The sequence below is a fragment of the Flavobacterium sp. WC2509 genome, assembly GCF_052683105.1.
Genome location: NZ_JBQZFG010000001.1, coordinates 1,740,472 through 1,761,675, shown reverse-complemented (window position 1 = coordinate 1,761,675; position 21,204 = coordinate 1,740,472). Strand labels below are relative to the sequence as shown.

Sequence of the window (21,204 nt, the reverse complement as noted above, 5' to 3'; positions counted from 1 at the left end):
TAGAGCGGATTTTTATGTTTTATACAGCTACATTGCCTTTTATTAAGGCGTGTGGCTCATATCCTTCTAAAGTAAAATCATCGAAATCAAAATCGAAGATGTTTTTTATGTTTGGATTTAAAATCATTTTTGGCAGTGGTTTGGGTTCACGACTAAGTTGTAATTCCAATTGCTCAAAATGGTTATTGTAAATATGAGCATCTCCAAAAGTATGGATGAAATCACCTACGTCAAGATCACAAACTTGTGCAATCATCATTGTTAACAAAGCGTATGATGCAATATTGAAAGGAACTCCAAGAAATATGTCAGCACTGCGTTGATACAGTTGACATGAAAGTTTTCCTTTCGTTTCTCTTTTAGAAGCATCAGGCGAAGCTACATAAAATTGAAAAAAGGCGTGACAAGGAGGTAAGGCAGCTTTGTTATTGGCTACATTTTCCTCAAATGACTTGGTAGTATCTGGCAATACAGATGGATTCCATGCCGAAACAAGCATTCTTCTGCTGTTTGGATTTGTTTTTAATTCTGTAATAAGTTCTGAAATTTGGTCAATTTCTTCGCTATTCCAATTACGCCACTGATGTCCATAAACAGGACCTAAATCACCATTATTATCAGCCCAGGCATCCCAAATTTTCACTCCGTTTTCTTGAAGGTATTTGATATTAGTATCGCCCTTTAAGAACCAAAGTAATTCATAAATAATGGATTTTAGGTGTAATTTTTTGGTGGTAACCATAGGGAAACCTTCACTTAAATCAAACCGCATTTGATAACCAAATACGCTTTTTGTTCCGGTTCCGGTTCGATCTCCTTTTTGACAACCGTTAGTCATAACATGTTGTACTAAGTCTAGATATTGCTTCATTTGCGTTTAATCGTTAAACTGTTTAATCGTTAATTTGTCGATTTGCTTAACCATAAACGATTAAACAAATTACCGATTAAACTATTTTAAAATAATTATCTTTTAGAAATTTCATCGCGGATTTTAGCCGCTTTTTCATAATCTTCATGCTCTACTGCTTGAGCTAGTAATTCGTTTAATTCCTGTAAACTATGGTTGGAATACGTATTGCCCGATTCGTTGCTCTCGTTAGTTCCAAACGTTTCCGGATTCGAAAGAATATCGTCTATTTCAGTTGAAGCTTCGCTTTCTAGTGGATTTGCTTTCAAAAATATTCCAGCTTTATCCAATATGTTTTTATAAGTAAAAATAGGCGCATTAAATCGAATGGCTAAAGCTATGGCATCAGAAGTTCGAGCGTCAATGATTTCTTCGATTTTATCTCTTTCGCAAATGATGCTAGAATAAAAAACACCATCGACTAGTTTGTGAATAATTACTTGTTTTACAACAATGTCAAAACGTTCTGCAAAGTTCTTAAACAAATCGTGAGTCAAAGGGCGAGGCGGTTTGATTTCTTTTTCTAAAGCAATTGCAATAGATTGAGCTTCAAATGCTCCGATGACGATAGGTAATTTTCTTTCCCCGTCAACCTCATTTAAAATTAACGCATAAGCGCCATTTTGAGTTTGACTGTATGAAATTCCTTTTATAGATAATTTAACTAAGCTCATGTTGGTATAATGGGAAGTACAAAGTACTTTATTAATTGTGTCTTTTCTGGTTTTAAATAAAGTGCAATTTTAATCAAAATTAATGGAACAAAAAAGCTACCTAAAGCAAAGATACAATTATCTTATTTTTAGGTAGCTTAATTATATGAGAAATTAAATATTAGGATTGTTGCTCTTTAAAAGCTTTAAATTTAGCGATTAGTTGAGGTACAATTTCGAATGCATCTCCAACCACTCCATAATCGGCTACTTTGAAGAAAGGAGCTTCTGGGTCACTATTAATAACTACTTTTACTTTAGAGGAGTTAATCCCTGCAATATGTTGAATCGCTCCTGAGATTCCAATAGCGATGTATAGATTAGTTGCTACTGGTTTTCCGGTTTGTCCTACGTGTTCTCCGTGAGGTCTCCATCCTAAATCAGATACTGGTTTTGAACAAGCTGTTGCAGCTCCAAGAACGCCAGCTAATTCTTCAATCATTCCCCAGTTTTCAGGACCTTTAAGACCGCGTCCACCAGATACTACAATGTCAGCATCAGCAATTGAAACTTTTCCTGATACTTTTTCTACTGATGCCACTTTTACTCCAAAATCAGTATCTCCGATAGTTGGGTTAAAATCTTCTTCAGTTAATGATGAAGCGTTTTCAAAGATTCCATAAGAGTTTTTACCAATTGATAATACTTTTATATCAGTATTGATTTCGGTAATATTGAACGCTTTGTTTGAAAAAGCATTTCTTTTTACTTGAAACGGTGAAGTACTCACGGGTAAACCAACAACATTTGAAGCATAACCCGCCTCTAATGCAACTGAAACTAATGGTGCTAAGTAAATACTATCTGTTGTAGATGATAACAAAACTATTTTAGTAGCTTCTTTTTGAGCAGCTTGTTTGATGACATCAGCGTATGCTTTGGCAGTAAAACCTGTTAGTTTATCGTTGTTTACTTTTAAAACCTTATCGACTCCATATTTTGATAATTCAGAAATGTCACCAGTATTTACAGTCACTGCTGTAACGGTTGTTCCTAATGATTCGGCTACTTTTTTTGCATAAGAAGCTAATTCCAATGCTACTTTTTTAAATTTTCCTTCTGCAGATTCTGCATATATTAATATTGACATGATGATTTGTGATTTTAGATTTTAGACTTGTGATTTTAGATTTTAGAAATAAGACTAGAGATTAAAGATTTTTTGCCATCAGCAATCAAAAATCGTTAATCTTCAATCAGCAATCTAATTCTTAAATTACTTTCGCTTCGTTGTGTAATAAATTGATTAATTCATCCAAATTATCTGCTGAGACTAATTTTACTGCTGATTTTGGAGCTGGTTTTTCAAATTTTACCGCTTTGGTATTTACTGCAGCATCAACTGGTTCAAGGATTGTTAATACTTTTGTTCTTGCAGTCATAATTCCTCTCATGTTTGGAATGCGAAGGTCTTTTTCTTCAACTAATCCTTTTTGTCCACCAATAATTAATGGTAAAGTTGTAGCTACTGTTTCTTTTCCGCCATCAATTTCGCGAACAGCAGTAACATTAGCTCCATCAACAGTAATGGCTGTACAAGAATTTAAAAAGTTGTAACCTAAAATCCCTGCAATCATACCAGGAACCATTCCACCATTATAATCTAATGATTCTTTTCCGGCAATTATAATATCGTATCCTCCGTTTTTAATTACTTCGGCTAATTGTTTAGCAACAAAAAAACCATCAGTTGGGTTAGCATTGACGCGGATTGCTTCGTTGGCACCAATTGCCAATGCTTTTCTTAAAGTAGGTTCGGTTTCTGGTCCTCCAACATTAACAACAGTTACTGTAGCACCTTGTTGCTCTTGAAACCAAATAGCGCGTGTTAGACCAAATTCATCGTTTGGGTTTATTACATATTGAACTCCATTGGTGTCAAACTCAGAGTCTCCGTTAGTGAAGTTGATTTTTGATGTAGTATCAGGAACGTGACTGATGCAAACTAATATTTTCATAACTATAATATATATTAAATTCTTTTTTTCTCTGACAAATTTAAAATAATAAATTGAATAATTTACTATGCGTGCATAATATTATTTATAACTATTACGATTTCGTAGCTTATATTGCTTTATGATTGCTTTTAATCAAAGTTTTTATAATTAATCAGCTAAATTTTGTGAATTATAGTTAATTGTGATCAATGCCTGGATGTTTCGAAATGAATTGCAAGTGAAATAAATGTTTTTGAATAAAATAAGGATTAATTATTTTTTTAAAGTTTGAAATTAAGATTTTTTAGAAAAATATGTTTTTAAAGCGCCGATAGTACAAAATAATTGCGAAATCATTCCTGTAAAGGTATTTGTCACAGAAAATATAGCTGATAGTAGGGGCCAGAGAAACGAACTGATGAAGTAAAAAGCTTCTAAATAAAACAATAGTATAAAACCTTGTTATTTTAAATCAGTTTATGCCTTTAAGTAATTTAAAATAATTATTTTTGCATTTCTAAAAATTACACACAGACTATATAAATATGAGAACGATACAATTTAGAGAGGCCATTTGTGAAGCAATGAGTGAAGAAATGCGTCGCGATGAGTCCATATACTTAATGGGTGAAGAGGTAGCAGAATACAATGGTGCTTATAAAGCATCTAAAGGAATGCTAGCTGAATTTGGTGAAAAAAGAGTAATTGATACACCTATTGCTGAACTTGGTTTTACTGGTATTGCAGTAGGATCGGCAATGAATGGTTGTCGTCCGATTGTTGAATATATGACTTTCAACTTTTGTTTGGTAGGTATTGATCAAATTATTAATAACGCAGCTAAAATGCGTCAAATGACAGGTGGTCAGTTTAACGTGCCTATCGTTTTTCGTGGACCAACTGCTTCGGCTGGTCAATTGGGTGCGACTCACTCTCAAGCTATCGAAAACTGGTTTGCAAATACTCCAGGTTTAAAAGTGGTAGTTCCATCAAATGTTTATGATGCCAAAGGTTTATTAAAATCGGCTATTCGTGATAATGACCCAGTTATTTTCATGGAATCAGAGCAAATGTATGGTGATAAAGGTGAAGTGCCAGATGGTGAATATACTATTCCAATTGGAGTTGCTGATATCAAAAGAGAAGGAACTGATGTAACAATCGTTTCTTTTGGAAAAATTATTAAAGAAGCTTATATAGCAGCTGATGAATTAGCAAAAGAAGGGATTTCATGCGAAATTATCGACTTAAGAACTGTTCGTCCAATGGATAATGAAGCGATTTTAACTTCAGTTAGAAAAACAAATAGATTGGTAATTCTTGAAGAGGCTTGGCCTTTTGCAAGTGTGTCATCTGAGATTGCTTACCTTGTTCAGGAGCAAGCTTTTGATTTCCTTGATGCACCAATTCAACGTATCACTACTGCTGATACTCCAGCACCATATTCTCCAGTATTGTTGAAAGAATGGTTGCCAAATGCAACTGATGTTGTGAAAGCAGTTAAGAAAGTTTTATACAAATAATTAAAGTATAACTATTTAAAAAGCTTCATCAATTGTAATTTTGATGAAGCTTTTTTTTATTATTATGAAGAAAACATTAGCCATTATCGTATTAATTTTTATAGCAACCAGCTCCATTTTGGCTCAAACAAAAGTGAGTGGTATTGTTGTAGATAAACTTAAACAACCTGTTCCTTTTGCTAATGTTGTTTTTAAAAATTCGAGTATAGGTATTGTTACTAATGAAGATGGAAGATTTTATATAGAGTCTCCAAATTCTTATACCACATTGGTAATTAGTTCGGTTGGTTTTGCTGATAAAGAAGTTGAGCTTCCCAAAGCAGTTAATTATAATTTTACTATTGAACTAAGTGAACAACAATCGTTGAAAGAGGTAGTGATTTTTACTGGAAAAACTTCCAAAAAGAACAATCCTGCACTTGATATTCTTCGAAAAATTTGGGAGAAAAAGCGTAAAAATGGATTGTACCAGTTTGCTCAATACCAAATGGAGAAATATGAGAAAGTAGAATTTGATATCAATTCTATTGATAGCGCCTATAGAAAACAAAAGATTTTTAAAGGCATGGAATTCATATTTGACCACGTTGATACTTCTAAAGTTACGGGAAAAACATACTTACCTATTTTTATTAATGAAGCATTGGTAGATGTTTATGGTGATAATAAAATAGCCAAAGTTAAAGAGATTACAAAAGCCAATAAAACTTCTGGTTTTGAGGGGAATCAACAAATTTTATCATTCATTAAAGATTTATATTCAGACTACAATATATATAATAACTACATCGCTTTATTTGACAAAAGCTTTACGAGTCCGCTTTCTAGGACAGGAATAGATGTATATAATTATGTGCTAAAGGACAGTGCGTTTATTGATAAAAAATGGTGTTATAATATTGTTTTTTATCCAAGACGAAAAAATGAATTGACTTTCAAAGGAGATTTTTGGGTAAATGATACCACATTTGCCATCAAGAGAATCAATATGGCGGTTACCAAAAGCGCCAACATCAACTGGGTAAAAGATATTTATGTAGAACAAGAATTTGAAGTTTTAAGTGATTCTGTTTTTCTTTTGACAAAGGATTATTTGATGTCTGATTTTGCCCTGAATAAGAACGAAAAATCAAAAGGTGTATATGGGAAGCGAACCACTTATTATCAAAATCATAAATTCAACATTCCAAAACCTGAGAAATTCTACAAAGAGGAAGTCAATTTTGTAGACAACGAAATCTATAAAAAAAGCGATGAATATTGGGAGGAGAATCGTTTTGAGAAATTAACCAAAGACGAGCAAGGTGTTTATAAAATGCTCGACACATTAAAAACAGTCAATGCCTTTAAGCAAATCACCAGTTTGGTAACGATGCTGGCGAGTGGTTATGTCAATTATGGTAATTATGATTTCGGACCCATTTTTTCCACCTTTGGTTATAATGAAGTCGAAGGTTTTAAAACACGACTTGGGGCGCGAACCTACTTTGGCCCTAATGATCCTTGGCGCGTACAAGCATTTATTGCCTATGGCGCGAAAGACAATAAGTTTAAATATGGTTTTGCCGGAAAATGGATGGTCGACAAGAAAAATCGAGTTATTATCTCTGGGGGAAACAGGCGAGACATCGAACAATTAGGGTCTCAATTAACAACAACCAATGATATATTGGCTAGAAATTATGGTTCATCTGCTTTTTTTACGACAGGATCTAATGGAAAATTGACCAATATAGGACTAACCAATGTCTATGTTGCTATAGAACCCATAAAAAATCTAACGTTCCAAACGGGAGTTTCGTATAAGACATTAGAATCAGCATCACCTGTTTTTAGTTTAGATTATTATACCACTTTACCCACTGCAACAAACCCAGATGGAGTAGTAAAAAGCACTACCACGCAATCTGAGTTTAATATTCAGGCAGAGTGGACGCCTAATCGACGAACCATTGCTTATGGAGTTGAAAGAAGTATTGCCAATAGTCCTTATACAACCGTCTTTGTTAATTATAGTCAGGGATATAAAGGAGTCTTTAATAGCGATTTTAATTATAAAAAGCTCGAACTTTATTATAAACAACCCATCGTTATAGGTCCTCTTGGTCGTACCAATTTAATTTTAGAACTTGGGAAAACTTTTGGTGCAGTTCCTCTAGGTTTAATGAGTATAGTGCCTGGGAATCAAACTTTTTTTACTATCGAAAACACTTTTAGTAATCTTAACTATTACGAATTTGTTACCGATAAATATGCAACTTTACAATGGTATCACGATTTCAATGGAAGATTGTTTGCTAGAGTTCCTTTTTTACGAAAACTTAATTGGAGAGAAATTATAGGTGTAAAAGGTGTTTACGGAACCGTAAGTGACGCCAATAAAGCTATAAATGCTTCGGGCTTAGAATACATCGCACCAGAGAATGTGTATTGGGAATACAATGCAGGAATAGGAAATATTTTCAAGATATTCCGTTTGGATTTTTCTTGGAGAGGTGGCTATCTCGACGTGCCAAATGCTAATAAATTTGCTGTAAAAGCATCGGTTGGTTTTTATTTTTAGGAGCTATTTCCAGCTATTCATTACAAGCTTATTCAAAAACTGCTATTTTTGTAAAAAGTAAAAAGAGCTTCCTTTGGTCGCTTTTTTACTTTCACAAAAATTAGCAGTTTTTTTCATAAGGCTTTTCATTTTATCTGGGCTAAAAAACAAACAAACCATGCAAGAAGCCATAGACCATTTATCATCCAAAAGTCCAATATTTTTTGATATCATTGAAAAATATGGATTGCCAACAATTCCCAAAAGGCCACAAGGTTTTGAAACTTTGGTATTGTTAATTTTAGAACAACAAGTTTCAATAGATTCTGCCAAAGCTACTTTTTTAAAAATAAAAGAAGCGCATTCCACATTCAAACCCGAATTATTGGTTGCAGTTTCCGAAGAAGAGTTTAGGGCCTTTGGTGTAAGCCGACAAAAAGCTACCTATATAAAAGCATTGTCATCAGCTATTTTAAATAAAGAAATAGATTTAGAAAGTCTGCCTCAAAAATCAGCACAGCAAGTACGTGAAGAACTCATTAAAATTAAAGGAATAGGCAATTGGACAATAGATATTTATTTGATGTTTTGTTTACAAGAGCCTGATTTGTTGCCATTGGGAGATATCGCAGTAGTGAATACCATAAAAGAATTACTTGATATTCATGATAAAGAAAGTATGGAATTCCACACTATTAATTGGAGTCCTTATCGTTCTTATGCTACTTTTTTGCTTTGGCACTATTATTTAAAAAAGCGAAAAAGAACAATTGTGTATTAAAAATTTAAACTTACGTAAACTTTATCGTTATAATTGTTGTTTTTTATTGCAAAAAAGTATTGTTTGATTACTTTTGCAATCGTTAGTAAATTAAGAAAGATAAAACAAAAAAGAATGACTGCAGACAAAATAAAAACTTTTGATGTATTAATTGAGATACCGAGAGGAAGTAGAAATAAATACGAATACGATTTTGAAATAAAAAGAATGCGTTTTGATAGAATGCTATTCTCTTCTATGATGTATCCAGCTGATTATGGTTTTATTCCAGAAACTTTAGCTTTAGATGGTGACCCGTTAGACGTTTTGGTTTTGATAAACGAACCAACTTTTCCTGGTTGTGTAATTGAAGTAAAACCTATTGGAGTTTTTCACATGGCTGATGATAAAGGTCCAGATGAAAAAATAATCTGTGTACCAGTTTCAGATCCTATCTGGAATTCATTGGAAAACCTTTCTGATATCAATCCACACTTATTAAAGGAAATTGAGCATTTTTTCCAAGTTTACAAAGATTTGGAGAACAAAGTTGTAGACGTAGAAGGTTGGGGAGATATAAACGAAGCATTTGCTATTATCAAAGAATGTACCGACCGTTTTAATGATATTCCAAATAAACCAGAGGGGTTATTTAGTATTAAATAAAAAACATAAAAAATACTTCTATTTTTAGAAGTATTTTTTTTACCCATAACTTAAATTTTTATAATATGATGAAAAACTACTTTTTTATTTTAATAGCAATTTTTAGTTTTAAATTTGCTTTTGCACAAACACTTAGTTCAGCTCCCGTTTTAAATTTCACTAGTAATACTGGAATTTCAACAGATAATAGGGCTACCGATGGTGAAGGTGGTTCAATAAATATATCAGATATTGATATTCAAATTTATAATATCTCAGATGCCAATGGAACATTTGCAACGCCTTTATCTTGGCAAGGCACTGGTTTTTATTTTGCTGGTTCATACACAGGTTTAACTTGCGAAAACAATTCAGGTTCAAAAGGGATGGCAATCAAATCAGTAAGCGGTAGTGAATTTGATCTTAATCAATTTGCTTATTTGAATTGGGGTGAGTCGGCATCCTTTACTAATACTGTAAAAGGATTTAGAAATGGTATAGAAGTAGCTTCAATGACTTTTAACGGATATAATAGTGTTAGTTTTACTCCTATGACAATTGTTTTAAATGCTACATTTAATAATGTTGATGAAGTACGTTTTTACATAACTTCTGGAGGATATTTAGGAAATCAGTCTGCAACAAATCATAGTATTAATTCGATTAAGGTAAGTACTCCGATTTTAGGTTTAGATGATTTTGATTTAAGTTCAAAAATTAGTCTTTATCCAAATCCTGCGACCAGTGAGGTAACTATTGAGGCAAAAGAATTAGATAATGCTAGTTTAGAAATTTCTGATATTAATGGAAGAAAGTTATTGACTCAAAAGTTACATAAAACTTCTAATAGAATAAAGATTGATCATTTTACGCCAGGAATATATTTGTTTAAAATAAATTCTAATGAAGGTAGCTCGATTGCAAAAGTGATTAAAAACTAATATAAAGCATTTTTTTTATTAATAAAGCAATATTTCGTTAGGAGTATTGCTTTTTTGTTTAAATTCGTTTAGTTCGTTGACTATTAACCAAAACTACTTTAAAATTATGAATGCAATTATGATTTATGTGCCGATTATTATGGCGCTAATAGGGCTTGTTTTTATGGCTATCAAAAGATCTTGGGTTTTAAAGCAGGATTCGGGTGATGGTAAAATGAAAGAGATATCAGATTATATTTATGAGGGAGCTTTGGCTTTCTTAAAGGCAGAATACCGATTGTTGGCTGTCTTTGTGTTAATTGCAAGTGTTGTATTAGCAGGTATTACTTTTTTACCAGGAGTTAAGACAAATATATTAATAGTAGTTGCATTTGTGTTCGGAGCATTTTTTTCTGCATTGGCAGGGAATATGGGGATGAAAATTGCAACAAAAACCAATGTAAGAACTACTCAGGCTGCACGTACTAGTTTACCACAAGCTTTGAAAGTGTCTTTTGGCGGTGGAACTGTAATGGGATTAGGTGTAGCTGGTTTAGCTGTTTTAGGTTTAACCGGTTTTTTTATTCTTTTTTTCAGAATATTCATGAACGGACAATGGACTTCGACTGAAGACATGACCGTTGTTCTAGAAACTTTGGCAGGTTTTTCTCTCGGGGCTGAATCAATTGCTTTGTTTGCTCGTGTGGGTGGAGGGATTTATACTAAAGCTGCCGATGTAGGTGCCGATTTAGTAGGTAAAGTAGAAGCAGGAATTCCAGAGGATGACCCTCGTAATCCTGCTACAATCGCAGATAACGTAGGAGATAATGTAGGGGACGTTGCAGGAATGGGAGCCGATTTATTTGGATCGTATGTTGCAACCGTTTTGGCAGCTATGGTTCTTGGAAACTATGTAATAAAAGATATGGGCGGAAATATTCAAGATGCTTTTGGCGGAATTGGACCAATTTTATTACCAATGGCAATTGCAGGTTTTGGAATTTTGTTTTCTATAATTGGTACCATGCTAGTTAAAATTACTGATGAGAATGCCAAAGAAGCTCAAGTTCAAAAAGCATTGAATATTGGGAACTGGGTTTCTATTGTTTTAACTGCGATCTCTTGTTATTTCTTAGTTCAATATATGCTTCCAGAAACTATGAGCATGTCTTTCTTTGGTGAAGGATCAAAAGACATTTCATCTATGCGTGTTTTTTATGCAACGCTGATTGGTTTAGTTGTAGGTGGTGCTATTTCATCGGTAACCGAATATTATACAGGTTTAGGAACAAAACCTGTAATGGCTATTGTTCAAAAATCGAGTACAGGCGCAGGAACAAATGTAATTGCAGGTTTGGCAACAGGAATGATTTCTACTTTTCCAACAGTATTATTGTTTGCGGCAGCGATTTGGTCTTCTTATGCATTGGCAGGATTTTATGGTGTAGCATTAGCAGCTTCAGCAATGATGGCAACTACAGCAATGCAATTAGCAATTGACGCTTTTGGACCTATATCTGATAATGCTGGAGGAATCGCCGAAATGAGCGAATTGCCAAAAGAAGTGCGTACTAGAACTGATATTTTGGATTCAGTAGGGAATACAACGGCTGCAACTGGAAAAGGCTTTGCTATTGCTTCGGCGGCTTTAACGTCTTTAGCTTTATTTGCGGCGTATGTAACTTTTACGGGTATTGACGGAATTAATATTTTCAAAGCGCCTGTATTGGCGATGTTATTTGTTGGAGGGATGATTCCTGTAGTTTTCTCGGCTTTGGCAATGAATTCAGTAGGAAAAGCAGCGATGGATATGGTGTACGAAGTACGTCGACAGTTCAAAGAGATTCCAGGAATTATGGAAGGTACTGGAAAACCAGAATACGCAAAATGTGTAGATATTTCGACTAAGGCTGCTTTACGCGAAATGATGTTGCCAGGTGTTTTAACAATAGGTTTTCCAATTGCTATTGTACTTTTGGGTAAATTGGTATACGGAGATAACAATCAGTTAATCGCCGAAATGTTAGGAGGTTATATGGCTGGAGTTACTGTTTCAGGTGTGCTTTGGGCAGTTTTTCAAAACAATGCTGGTGGTGCTTGGGATAATGCTAAAAAATCTTTTGAGGCTGGAGTTATGATTAATGGAGAGATGACGTATAAAGGATCGGATGCTCACAAAGCAGCTGTTACTGGTGATACTGTTGGAGATCCATTTAAAGATACTTCTGGACCATCAATGAATATTTTGATTAAGTTAACGTGTTTAATCGGATTGGTAATGGCTCCAATTTTAGGAAATGGAAGTAGTACTATTGAAGGTGCTAGCTCTTGTCATATGAAAGAAATCAAAATGAAAGAATGTCATATGGGCGAAGGAGCTATGATGATGGGTAAATGTGACATGTCCAAATGTGCAAAAATGACGAAAGAGGAATGTGCAAAAATGTGTGATAGTCTAAAATGTTCTCCTGAGGAAAAAGAAAAGTGTTTGTCTCATTACGATAAAGACGGAAAATTTATTGCTCCAAAAGGGAAAGCTTGCTGTGCCAAAAAAGCAAAGTCAATGGATCGTGAAATCAGAATTGAAAAAACAAATTTGAATGGAAAAGTAACTGCTACGGTTACCACTACAGTAAATGGAATGGAAGTTGTTAAACAATTTCAAGGAACAGATGCTGAGGTACAAGCACAGATTGATGCTTTGGAATAATAATCATTCAAATATTAAATAAAAAATGCCTTGAAATTTTCGAGGCATTTTTATTTATCTAAATAGAAGAATGATTGAACATTAAAACAATCCATTCAATTCCGCATCAATACGATTAATGATATTTCCTAAATCTTCAGGATTATCAACAAAATTGATATTATCTACATCTATGATCATGATTTTTCCTTTCTTATAGGTTTGAACCCAAGCTTCATAACGCTCGTTAAGTCGGCTTAAATAGTCAATAGAAATGGTGTTTTCGTATTCGCGTCCACGTTTATGAATTTGTCCGACTAAGTTAGGAATTGAACTTCTTAAGTAGATTAACAAATCAGGAGCTTTGACAAGAGATTCCATTAACTCAAAAAGTGAAGAATAATTTTCAAAATCGCGGCTAGTCATTAATCCCATAGCATACAGGTTGGGAGCAAATATATGAGCATCTTCATAAATTGTTCTGTCCTGAACGATTTTTTTACCACTTTCACGAATTTGCATTACTTGACGAAAACGGCTATTCAAGAAATAGATTTGTAAATTAAAAGACCAGCGTTCCATTTGATGGTAAAAATCATCAAGATAAGGATTGTCTACTACTTCTTCAAAATGGGGTTCCCATTTAAAATGTTTGGCTAGCAAACGGGTTAATGTTGTTTTTCCTGAACCTATGTTTCCAGCTATAGCTATGTGCATTACGATGTTGCGATTTTATAATTCATACTTTACAAGATTGTAAAAATAGCTAAAATTTGGTTTTAGCAAAGGTATTTAACGAACGTTTTTTAAATATTAACTTTAGGATTTAAACAATTTTGAAAAGCAAATAGAGAACAGCATAAATAAAGAGAAGATGATATTTTTTGTGTATCGTTTTTTATGGCATGACTTGTATTCAAAAAAAAACCATTCGATTGCCGAATGGTTTTGTATATAAAATTTGTTTTAGATTTTTACAATCCAAAAGCAGCTTTTACTTGATCTACGAAATCTAATTTTTCCCAAGTAAATAAATCAACAGTAACTGTTTTTGTTAATCCACCAGGAGCAGAGAAAATTTTGGTTACAGTTTCAGGAGTACGTCCCATGTGTCCGTAAGCAGCAGTTTCACTATAGATAGGATTTCTTAATTTCAAACGTTGTTCGATGAAGTAAGGACGCATGTCAAAAATAGCTTCTACTTTTTTCGCAATTTCACCATTAGTCAAATTAACTTTAGATGTTCCGTAAGTATCAATAAAGATTCCCATTGGTTTTGCAACTCCAATTGCATACGAAACTTGAACTAAAATTTCATCAGCAACACCAGCTGCAACAAGATTTTTAGCAATATGACGTGTTGCATAAGCAGCGCTTCTATCAACTTTACTTGGATCTTTTCCAGAGAAAGCACCACCACCGTGAGCTCCTTTTCCACCGTAAGTATCAACGATGATTTTTCTTCCTGTCAATCCAGTATCTCCGTGAGGACCTCCAATTACGAATTTCCCTGTTGGGTTAATATGGTATTGAATTTTGTCATTGAATAAATGTGCGTGAGTAGGATTTTTCGCAATGATTCTTGGGATCAATATATCGATGATGTCTTTTTTGATTTTAGCAAGCATAGTAGCTTCTTCATCAAAATCGTCGTGTTGTGTAGAAATTACAATAGCATCAATACGAGTAGGTTTGTTATCATCGCTATATTCTAAAGTAACTTGTGATTTTGCATCAGGACGTAAATAAGTGATTTCATTATTTTCACGTCTCAATATAGCTAATTCTTGCAATAATTTATGAGATAAATCAAGTGCCAAAGGCATGTAATTTTCAGTTTCATTAGTTGCATAACCAAACATCATTCCTTGATCTCCAGCTCCTTGTTCTTCTTTACTTGCTCTGTCAACCCCTTGATTAATATCTGCAGATTGTTCATGAATAGCAGAAAGGATACCGCAAGAGTTTGCTTCAAACATATATTCACTTTTGGTATAACCAATTTTACGAATTACATCACGAGCAATTTGTTGTACGTCTAAGTAAGTGTCCGATTTTACTTCACCTGCCAAGATTACTTGACCAGTAGTTACTAACGTCTCACAAGCTACTTTTGATTCAGCATCAAATGCCAAAAAGTTATCAATTAATGCATCCGAAATCTGATCTGCAACTTTGTCTGGGTGTCCCTCACTTACAGATTCTGACGTAAATAAATAAGCCATAATAAATATAAATTTTAAAATTAATCGAGGAAAATAATTGCAGGAAATGCTAAAGGAGAGTTTCTGCTTTAGCATTTTTTATACTGAAAATTTTTCAGCACTCATAATGAATTCGTTTCATTATGAAGAGGTTGCAATCAGTTCAAATTTTTCCTCTTGTATTCGGGTGCAAAGGTATGAAACCATTTTGAATTGCAAATTATTCTTTTACTTTTTTTATTTAATTAAGAGGAAATTAACAAACTATACTAATTCTATAGAATTTATAAAATAAATCGATTTTTCCTTGGTGGATTCAAAAATAGTTTGCAAATTTGCTCCAAGAAAAAGAAACATAATGAAGTTGATGATGTGTAATATATGTTGTAGAATGTGGAAAATTTCTGCAGAGCGTAGCATTGTTTAAATTGTAAAAAAATTAAAAAACAATTGAAGCCTCTGCTACAACAGAGGCTTCAATTGTTTTAAAAAGAATTATTAAATAAGAATATAGGATGAAACCAGTAAAAAATAAATCAATGAATTGTTGTATGATGTGTATGTGCATCCCAGTTCCCTATTGCTGAAAGTGTAAGATTTAATCTTCGTGTCTAGTTTAATTATTAGCCCTTTTGGTAGCCATCCGAAAGGGCTTTTTTATTTCACAACTTAAATTAAAGAATCATGAAAACACTATATAAAATAATAAGAACAATTGTTTCAAGAAACGCAAATGGTTTATTTCCTATCCAAAAGACGAAACTCAATAAGCTAAAGCATGGATTGCATTCTAATACTGTGAACTCCTTGTTTTCGCAAATGTATTCAGCTGAAAATGGAAATCTTTTCATATAAATAATTCAATTTTTATACTAATAAAATAAAATTCAAAACATCTAAAAAACTAAAATTATGAGCACACAAAAATTCGCAACAAACGCATTACACGCAGGACACGACGTAACTAAAAACGGTGGAAGCAGAGCAGTACCAATTTATCAAACATCTTCATATGTATTTAATAATTCAGATCATGCAGCCAATTTATTTGGTCTTGCTGAAGAAGGATATATTTATACAAGACTAAATAACCCAACAAATGACATTTTAGAAAAACGATTAGCCACTCTAGAAGGAGGAATTGGAGCCGTAGTTACTGCTTCTGGAGCATCGGCAATATCGACTGCGTTGTTGGTGTTGCTTAAAGCTGGTGATCATATTGTAGCTTCTAGCAGTTTGTATGGGGGAACCTATAATTTATTAAAAGTAACACTGCCGCGATTAGGAATTACTACCACTTTTGTAGATGCTACAGATCCAGAAAACTTTACTCGTGCAGCCAAAACAAATACAAGAGCTTTTTTTGTAGAAAGTTTAGGAAATCCAAAATTGGATGTGCTGAATTTAAAAGCAATTTCACTAGAAGCAAAAGCTTATAAAGTTCCTTTTATAGTTGACAATACAGTTGCTTCTCCTTATTTATTAAATCCGATTGAGCATGGTGCTGATATTGTGGTTCATTCTTTGACCAAATATATTTCAGGAAATGGAACTGCTTTGGGAGGAGTAATTATTGATGCCGGAAAATTTGATTGGTCCAATGGAAAATTCCCTGAATTTACGGAGCCTTCTATAGGATACCATGGTTTAGTTTATCATCAAACATTAGGGGCCGCAGCTTTTATTGCTAAAGCGCGTATCGAAGGGTTGCGAGATTTTGGAGCAGCTTTGAGTCCATTTAATGCGTTTCAAATTATTCAAGGGCTAGAAACTTTAGAAATTCGTATTAAAAGACATAGTGAAAATGCTTTGGCATTAGCACAATGGTTAGAGCTTCAAGATGAGGTGGCTTGGGTAAACTATCCAGGTTTAAAATCGAGTAAGTATTATGTCCTAGTGCAAAAATATTTGCCAAAAGGACAGAGCGGAGTTGTAACTTTTGGTTTAAAAGCTGGTTTTGAAGCCGCCAAAAAAGTGGCAGATAACACCAAGTTGTTTTCATTACTAGCCAATATTGGTGATACCAAATCCCTAATCATTCATCCTGCCAGCACCACACATCAACAATTGTCTGATGAGGAGCAAATTACTGCTGGAGTTACTAAAGATTTAATTCGATTGTCAGTTGGACTTGAGGATGTAGAAGATTTAAAAGCAGATTTGAAAGCAGTTTTTGAAACCATCAAAACACCGCAATTAGCATCATAATGAAATTATTTTGTGTTAGTTGAAACTGCCTTAGCATTTAGGATTGTTAGTTTAGGCTAAGGTAGTTTTTTTATAATAATTTTAAAAAAGTACTAAAAATGGAAAATTTAGAAAAAATAGATCTCTTTAATTTTGATTTAGAGATCGGAAAACAAAAGCAGTATCTTCCTTTGTTTTATCATGTTTATGGAAGACCATTGGGCAGTGCGCCTATTGTAGTTGTTAATCATTCTTTGACTGGAAATTCTAGGGTTATTGGAGAAAAAGGATGGTGGAGTGGCATTGTTGGTGAAAATAAAGCAATCGATACTGACTATTTCACAGTCATTGCGTTTAATATTCCTGGAAATGGATTTGATGACAATGTTGATAATTTGATAGATAATTATCGTGATTTTAGTATTCGTGATATTGCCAGAATCTTTTGGGAAGGTTTGTTTTATTTAAAAGTAAAAAACGTTTATGCTGTTATTGGTGGAAGCTTAGGTGGAGCTATAGCATGGGAAATGGCCGCTTTACAACCTGATAAAATTGATAATCTTATTCCAATTGCAACAGATTGGAAAGCTACTGATTGGGTTATTGCAAATGTTTTAATCCAAGACCAAATTTTAAATCACTCTGATGATCCAGTTGTAGATGCTCGTTTGCATGCGACACTATTATATAGGACTCCAGAATATGTTAATCAAAGATTTAAAAGAAGCAAATTAGATGAATTGTCAGTTTTGAAAATTGAGAACTGGTTACTCGATCATGGTTTTGAATTGAAGAACAGATACCGATTGGCGGCTTACAAATTGATGAATCATTTGCTAAAAACAATTGATATTACTAGAAATAGACCTGATTTTTTAACAGTTGCTAATGCCATTGAAGCTAATATTCATCTTGTAACTGTAGATACCGATTATTTGTTTATTGCCGAGGAAACTCGTAAAACCTACAGAGAATTGACGAATAAAAAGCAAAATGTTTTTTATCACCAAATCCAATCTATTCATGGTCATGATGCCTATTTGATTGAATTTAATCAGTTATCAGATATTTTAAAGCCAATTTTTAACTTTAGTAAACAACATCTCTATGCAAGCGCTTAGAATAAATGTTATCCTTTTTGGAATTGGAAATGTGGGGAGCGCATTGATAAATCAAGTGATTGAGAGTCAGCAATTTTTTCTAGAAAATAGAAATATTGATTTGCGCTTTCCTATAATAACCAATTCTACTTTGGCCTTTTTTGAAAAAGAAGGAGTCAAAAATAGTTGGGAGGCTAATTTTACTCAATTAGCATTTCCTTTTACGATAGCGGATATTATTGAATTTGCCAAAAATAATGAGCTAGAGAATGTAATAGTAGTAGACGCTACAAATAGTTCAGAATTAGTAAAGCATTATATTCCTTTTATACAAAGCGAATTTGATATTGTGGCGGCCAATCAAAGCGCAAACGTATTGCACATTGATTTTTATAAAGAAATACGAAGAAATCTAAAAAAGTTTGATAAGACTTTTTTGTATGAAACTAATATTGACGCAGGAATTCCAGTTTTACAAATTATAAAAGACTTGTACTATTCAGGAGAAAAAATAACTAAAATTAGAGGTGTTTTTTCAGATTCACTGAGCTATATTTTTAATACATTTTCATCAAAAGATTTGCCTTTTTCGAGTGTACTAAAGGATGCAGATAAAAAAGGGTTGTTAAAAGCTGATTTTAAAGAAGAGCTTTCGGGAATTGGAGTAGCTAAGAAATTATTGGTTTTAGCAAGAGAATTGGGAAAAGAAACCGAGTTTTTGGATGTAGAAATTACGTCGCTTTTATCACATCGTTTGGAAGAGTCAAATCTCAAGTCCGGATTTTTATCCAATGCAACTGTGTTGGATAAAGATTTTGAAGTTGGCAAAATTATTCAGCCAGAAGGTGAGGTATTACGATATGTTGGAGAGATTTCTATTCCAGAAAACAGACTTGAAGTCAAATTGGTTTCAGAGCCTATATCTTCTGCTATTGGTCAATTAAAAGATACCGAAACAGTCTATGAAATTTATACTCAATCTAGAGGTAATAATCCAATTATTGTTCGTGGAGACAATTCAGAAAAAAAGTCGGAAACCATCGCCAGAGGAATTCTTATAGATATTCTAAAAGTAAGTGAAAAAATAAAATTAAAAGAAACAATTTGGCTCTAAAGCAAATAAAAAATACCCAATGAAATTAAATTATATAGCTCTTGCAGTTCCATTTTTTGCAATATTCATGTTTTTGGAATACTATATTAGTATAAGAAAAAACAAAAAGCTTCATCATTTTAATGAAAGTATTGCCAATCTTAACGTCGGAATTGCCGAACGTATTGCCGATCTGTTGACTACAGGAACTTTTTTCTTTATTTTTTCTTGGCTACATGCAAATTTTTCTATCTTTTCAATTGAACCTACAGTTACGACATGGGTTCTTTTGTTTTTTGCGACAGATTTGCTTTGGTATTGGTATCATAGATTTGGGCATACTGTTAATCTTTTTTGGGCATCTCATATTGTACATCATCAAAGTGACGATTTTAATTACACGGCTGCGGCTAGAATAACCGTTCTTCAGGCTGTTGCCAGAGGCGTATTTTGGTGTGCTTTACCTATTATTGGTTTCAATGCACAAATGATTACTGTTTTATTGTTAATTCATGGAACGTATCCGTTTTTTACACATACACAATTGGTTGGAAAATTAGGTTGGCTGGAATACATAATTGTTACGCCATCGCATCATAGAGTGCATCATAGCAGTAATCCAGAGTATTTGGATAAAAATTATGGTGACATGTTAATTATATGGGATAAAATTTTTGGAACTTTTAAGGAAGAAACTATAGAACCAAAATATGGATTAACGAAGTCGTTGGGGAGTTATAGTTTTTTATGGCAACATTTTCATTATGTTTTGGAATTAACAGTAGCTTTTAGGATGGCTAAAACAGTAAAACAGAAATTAAAAGTAATTTTTGGAGGACCAAATGATATTGATGCAAGAATACGAACGCTTTTAGAAAGGAAGTTTTCTAAAAAAATAGTTGACGTTAATGTGAAGTATTCAAAGAAGTTGACGAACTCAATTATAGCCAAAACAATAGTGACAATGATTGTTTTATTCTTGACTATTCTCTTCTCAGAATTTATAACTGCGTTCAATATTTTTTTAATAACTGTTTTTATTATTTTGAGTGTAATTGCAACTGGAGCTATGCTGGATCAAAAAAAATGGATTTTTCATCTAGATTTTTTAAGAAGTATTATTATTGGTTATTTGAGTTTTTCTTTTTTCCCAGATCCATATTTGCATTTTATTATCGCATTGCTAGGAGTTATAGGTGTTTTATTTTATCAATCGATACATTCAAAGTATCAAAATTTTCTGTTTTCGGTCTAATTTTCAGCTATTTAATAGCGTATAAATGAGAAAGTTTTGTTAAAAAACATAAGAATTTACCAGTATTTATTTGTCTAAATCCTATAGAGTGTTGATTTTTAAGTTGTTTGTGTTTTAACTTAGTATTTATTAATCATTAATTTTACGTTTAGTGTTTGGATAATTGGAAAAAAGTTTGGATATTTGTTCAACAAAATAAGAAAAGAGAAAATGAAATTTAATTTATGCAATATGTCTAAACAAGCCATTCAGGTGAAAACCTGTAGGGAGAGGTATATATAGTATTATTCATAAATTAAATAATATATAACAAAACCTCTCAACTTATTGGGAGGTTTTTTTTTTAGTCCATTTTTAAGTCATTTTTTCAAGGTTAAAACAATAATAAGATTACGTTAAACAATAATTAAATATGCAACAACTCGACACTGTTATGATTACCATTTGCAAGGCGAAGAAGATAATGAAGATGATGCGTGTCAATGCCATGATGGTTGCCCGTATTTGTTGATTCCAAAAGTATAAGTTTATAGTACAACTTAAAACCCTTTTGGATATATGTCTAAAAGGGTTTTTTGTTTTACAGTCTTATTGAAAAAGTAAAAGTTGAAAAGTTAAAAAAGAAGATTATGAGTTCTAAAAAAATAAAATCAAGTGTATCACACGCAGCCAGTTTGTCAACCTTTTTTTGTTGTATTAAACGGGAAAGCGTCCAGATGTTTT

General features: G+C 33.0%; 16 protein-coding genes. 10 read left to right on the top strand and 6 right to left on the bottom strand.

Annotation, left to right across the window (positions count from 1 at the left end):
• Positions 1–19: 19 nt before the first annotated feature.
• The 4 genes from ACUN3A_RS07320 to ACUN3A_RS07305 all read right to left on the bottom strand — a co-directional run bounded on the left by ACUN3A_RS07320 (position 20) and on the right by ACUN3A_RS07305 (position 3,581).
• The gene (locus tag ACUN3A_RS07320) at positions 20–871 is read right to left on the bottom strand and encodes a thymidylate synthase (protein ID WP_445550654.1); all 852 of its coding nucleotides are present in this window, start codon (positions 869–871) and stop codon (positions 20–22) included.
• A 95-nt stretch (positions 872–966) separates the two neighbouring features.
• Positions 967–1,584 (bottom strand): bifunctional nuclease domain-containing protein, encoded by a 618-nt coding sequence (locus tag ACUN3A_RS07315; protein ID WP_445550653.1) that lies wholly within the window; start codon positions 1,582–1,584, stop codon positions 967–969.
• Positions 1,585–1,744: 160 nt separating this feature from the next.
• Positions 1,745–2,713, bottom strand: coding sequence for an electron transfer flavoprotein subunit alpha/FixB family protein (locus ACUN3A_RS07310; RefSeq protein WP_445550652.1), 969 nt, complete (start codon positions 2,711–2,713; stop codon positions 1,745–1,747).
• 121 nt (positions 2,714–2,834) lie between these two features.
• Complete coding sequence (locus tag ACUN3A_RS07305; protein ID WP_445550651.1) at positions 2,835–3,581, bottom strand: electron transfer flavoprotein subunit beta/FixA family protein; 747 nt, start codon at positions 3,579–3,581, stop codon at positions 2,835–2,837.
• A gap of 527 nt (positions 3,582–4,108) precedes the next feature.
• Between ACUN3A_RS07305 and ACUN3A_RS07300 the strand changes: the two genes are divergently transcribed.
• The 6 genes from ACUN3A_RS07300 to ACUN3A_RS07275 all read left to right on the top strand — a co-directional run bounded on the left by ACUN3A_RS07300 (position 4,109) and on the right by ACUN3A_RS07275 (position 12,663).
• The gene (locus tag ACUN3A_RS07300) at positions 4,109–5,086 is read left to right on the top strand and encodes a pyruvate dehydrogenase complex E1 component subunit beta (protein WP_315251735.1); all 978 of its coding nucleotides are present in this window, start codon (positions 4,109–4,111) and stop codon (positions 5,084–5,086) included.
• Between the two features lie 43 nt (positions 5,087–5,129).
• Positions 5,130–7,649 carry a DUF5686 family protein gene (locus ACUN3A_RS07295; protein ID WP_445550650.1) on the top strand — a complete coding sequence of 840 codons (2,520 nt, stop codon included), beginning with the start codon at positions 5,130–5,132 and terminating at the stop codon, positions 7,647–7,649.
• Positions 7,650–7,806: 157 nt separating this feature from the next.
• The gene (locus ACUN3A_RS07290; RefSeq protein ID WP_445550649.1) at positions 7,807–8,409 is read left to right on the top strand and encodes a DNA-3-methyladenine glycosylase family protein; all 603 of its coding nucleotides are present in this window, start codon (positions 7,807–7,809) and stop codon (positions 8,407–8,409) included.
• Between the two features lie 114 nt (positions 8,410–8,523).
• The gene (locus ACUN3A_RS07285) at positions 8,524–9,054 is read left to right on the top strand and encodes an inorganic diphosphatase (RefSeq protein ID WP_445550648.1); all 531 of its coding nucleotides are present in this window, start codon (positions 8,524–8,526) and stop codon (positions 9,052–9,054) included.
• A 65-nt stretch (positions 9,055–9,119) separates the two neighbouring features.
• Positions 9,120–9,974: a T9SS type A sorting domain-containing protein gene (locus tag ACUN3A_RS07280; RefSeq protein WP_445550647.1), complete on the top strand. Its 855-nt coding sequence runs from the start codon at positions 9,120–9,122 to the stop codon at positions 9,972–9,974.
• Positions 9,975–10,080: 106 nt separating this feature from the next.
• Positions 10,081–12,663 (top strand): sodium-translocating pyrophosphatase, encoded by a 2,583-nt coding sequence (locus ACUN3A_RS07275; protein ID WP_445550646.1) that lies wholly within the window; start codon positions 10,081–10,083, stop codon positions 12,661–12,663.
• A gap of 81 nt (positions 12,664–12,744) precedes the next feature.
• Here ACUN3A_RS07275 and ACUN3A_RS07270 read toward each other — a convergent pair whose 3' ends face one another.
• A complete protein-coding gene (locus ACUN3A_RS07270; RefSeq protein ID WP_445550645.1) occupies positions 12,745–13,359 on the bottom strand; it encodes a deoxynucleoside kinase in 615 nt (204 codons plus the stop codon).
• Between the two features lie 257 nt (positions 13,360–13,616).
• Complete coding sequence (gene metK, locus ACUN3A_RS07265) at positions 13,617–14,867, bottom strand: methionine adenosyltransferase (protein WP_445550644.1); 1,251 nt, start codon at positions 14,865–14,867, stop codon at positions 13,617–13,619.
• 891 nt (positions 14,868–15,758) lie between these two features.
• On the opposite strand from metK, the gene ACUN3A_RS07260 reads away from it, so the two are divergent.
• The 4 genes from ACUN3A_RS07260 (at position 15,759) to ACUN3A_RS07245 (ending at position 20,481) form a co-directional block, all read left to right on the top strand.
• A complete protein-coding gene (locus ACUN3A_RS07260) occupies positions 15,759–17,054 on the top strand; it encodes an O-acetylhomoserine aminocarboxypropyltransferase/cysteine synthase family protein (RefSeq protein ID WP_445550643.1) in 1,296 nt (431 codons plus the stop codon).
• A 98-nt stretch (positions 17,055–17,152) separates the two neighbouring features.
• Complete coding sequence (locus ACUN3A_RS07255; protein ID WP_445550642.1) at positions 17,153–18,154, top strand: alpha/beta fold hydrolase; 1,002 nt, start codon at positions 17,153–17,155, stop codon at positions 18,152–18,154.
• Complete coding sequence (locus ACUN3A_RS07250; protein WP_445550641.1) at positions 18,141–19,247, top strand: aspartate kinase; 1,107 nt, start codon at positions 18,141–18,143, stop codon at positions 19,245–19,247. The genes ACUN3A_RS07255 and ACUN3A_RS07250 overlap by 14 nt, the downstream gene beginning before the upstream one ends.
• Positions 19,248–19,266: 19 nt before the next feature.
• A complete protein-coding gene (locus ACUN3A_RS07245) occupies positions 19,267–20,481 on the top strand; it encodes a sterol desaturase family protein (RefSeq protein WP_445550640.1) in 1,215 nt (404 codons plus the stop codon).
• Positions 20,482–21,204: the final 723 nt, after the last annotated feature.

Bases quoted from the DNA above. Each gene is read 5' to 3' on its own strand.
- ACUN3A_RS07320 (WP_445550654.1), bottom strand. From the start codon at position 871: ATGAAGCAATATCTAGACTTAGTACAACATGTTATGACTAACGGTTGT.
- ACUN3A_RS07315 (WP_445550653.1), bottom strand. From the start codon at position 1,584: ATGAGCTTAGTTAAATTATCTATAAAAGGAATTTCATACAGTCAAACT.
- ACUN3A_RS07310 (WP_445550652.1), bottom strand. From the start codon at position 2,713: ATGTCAATATTAATATATGCAGAATCTGCAGAAGGAAAATTTAAAAAA.
- ACUN3A_RS07305 (WP_445550651.1), bottom strand. From the start codon at position 3,581: ATGAAAATATTAGTTTGCATCAGTCACGTTCCTGATACTACATCAAAA.
- ACUN3A_RS07300 (WP_315251735.1), top strand. From the start codon at position 4,109: ATGAGAACGATACAATTTAGAGAGGCCATTTGTGAAGCAATGAGTGAA.
- ACUN3A_RS07295 (WP_445550650.1), top strand. From the start codon at position 5,130: ATGAAGCTTTTTTTTATTATTATGAAGAAAACATTAGCCATTATCGTA.
- ACUN3A_RS07290 (WP_445550649.1), top strand. From the start codon at position 7,807: ATGCAAGAAGCCATAGACCATTTATCATCCAAAAGTCCAATATTTTTT.
- ACUN3A_RS07285 (WP_445550648.1), top strand. From the start codon at position 8,524: ATGACTGCAGACAAAATAAAAACTTTTGATGTATTAATTGAGATACCG.
- ACUN3A_RS07280 (WP_445550647.1), top strand. From the start codon at position 9,120: ATGATGAAAAACTACTTTTTTATTTTAATAGCAATTTTTAGTTTTAAA.
- ACUN3A_RS07275 (WP_445550646.1), top strand. From the start codon at position 10,081: ATGAATGCAATTATGATTTATGTGCCGATTATTATGGCGCTAATAGGG.
- ACUN3A_RS07270 (WP_445550645.1), bottom strand. From the start codon at position 13,359: ATGCACATAGCTATAGCTGGAAACATAGGTTCAGGAAAAACAACATTA.
- metK (WP_445550644.1), bottom strand. From the start codon at position 14,867: ATGGCTTATTTATTTACGTCAGAATCTGTAAGTGAGGGACACCCAGAC.
- ACUN3A_RS07260 (WP_445550643.1), top strand. From the start codon at position 15,759: ATGAGCACACAAAAATTCGCAACAAACGCATTACACGCAGGACACGAC.
- ACUN3A_RS07255 (WP_445550642.1), top strand. From the start codon at position 17,153: ATGGAAAATTTAGAAAAAATAGATCTCTTTAATTTTGATTTAGAGATC.
- ACUN3A_RS07250 (WP_445550641.1), top strand. From the start codon at position 18,141: ATGCAAGCGCTTAGAATAAATGTTATCCTTTTTGGAATTGGAAATGTG.
- ACUN3A_RS07245 (WP_445550640.1), top strand. From the start codon at position 19,267: ATGAAATTAAATTATATAGCTCTTGCAGTTCCATTTTTTGCAATATTC.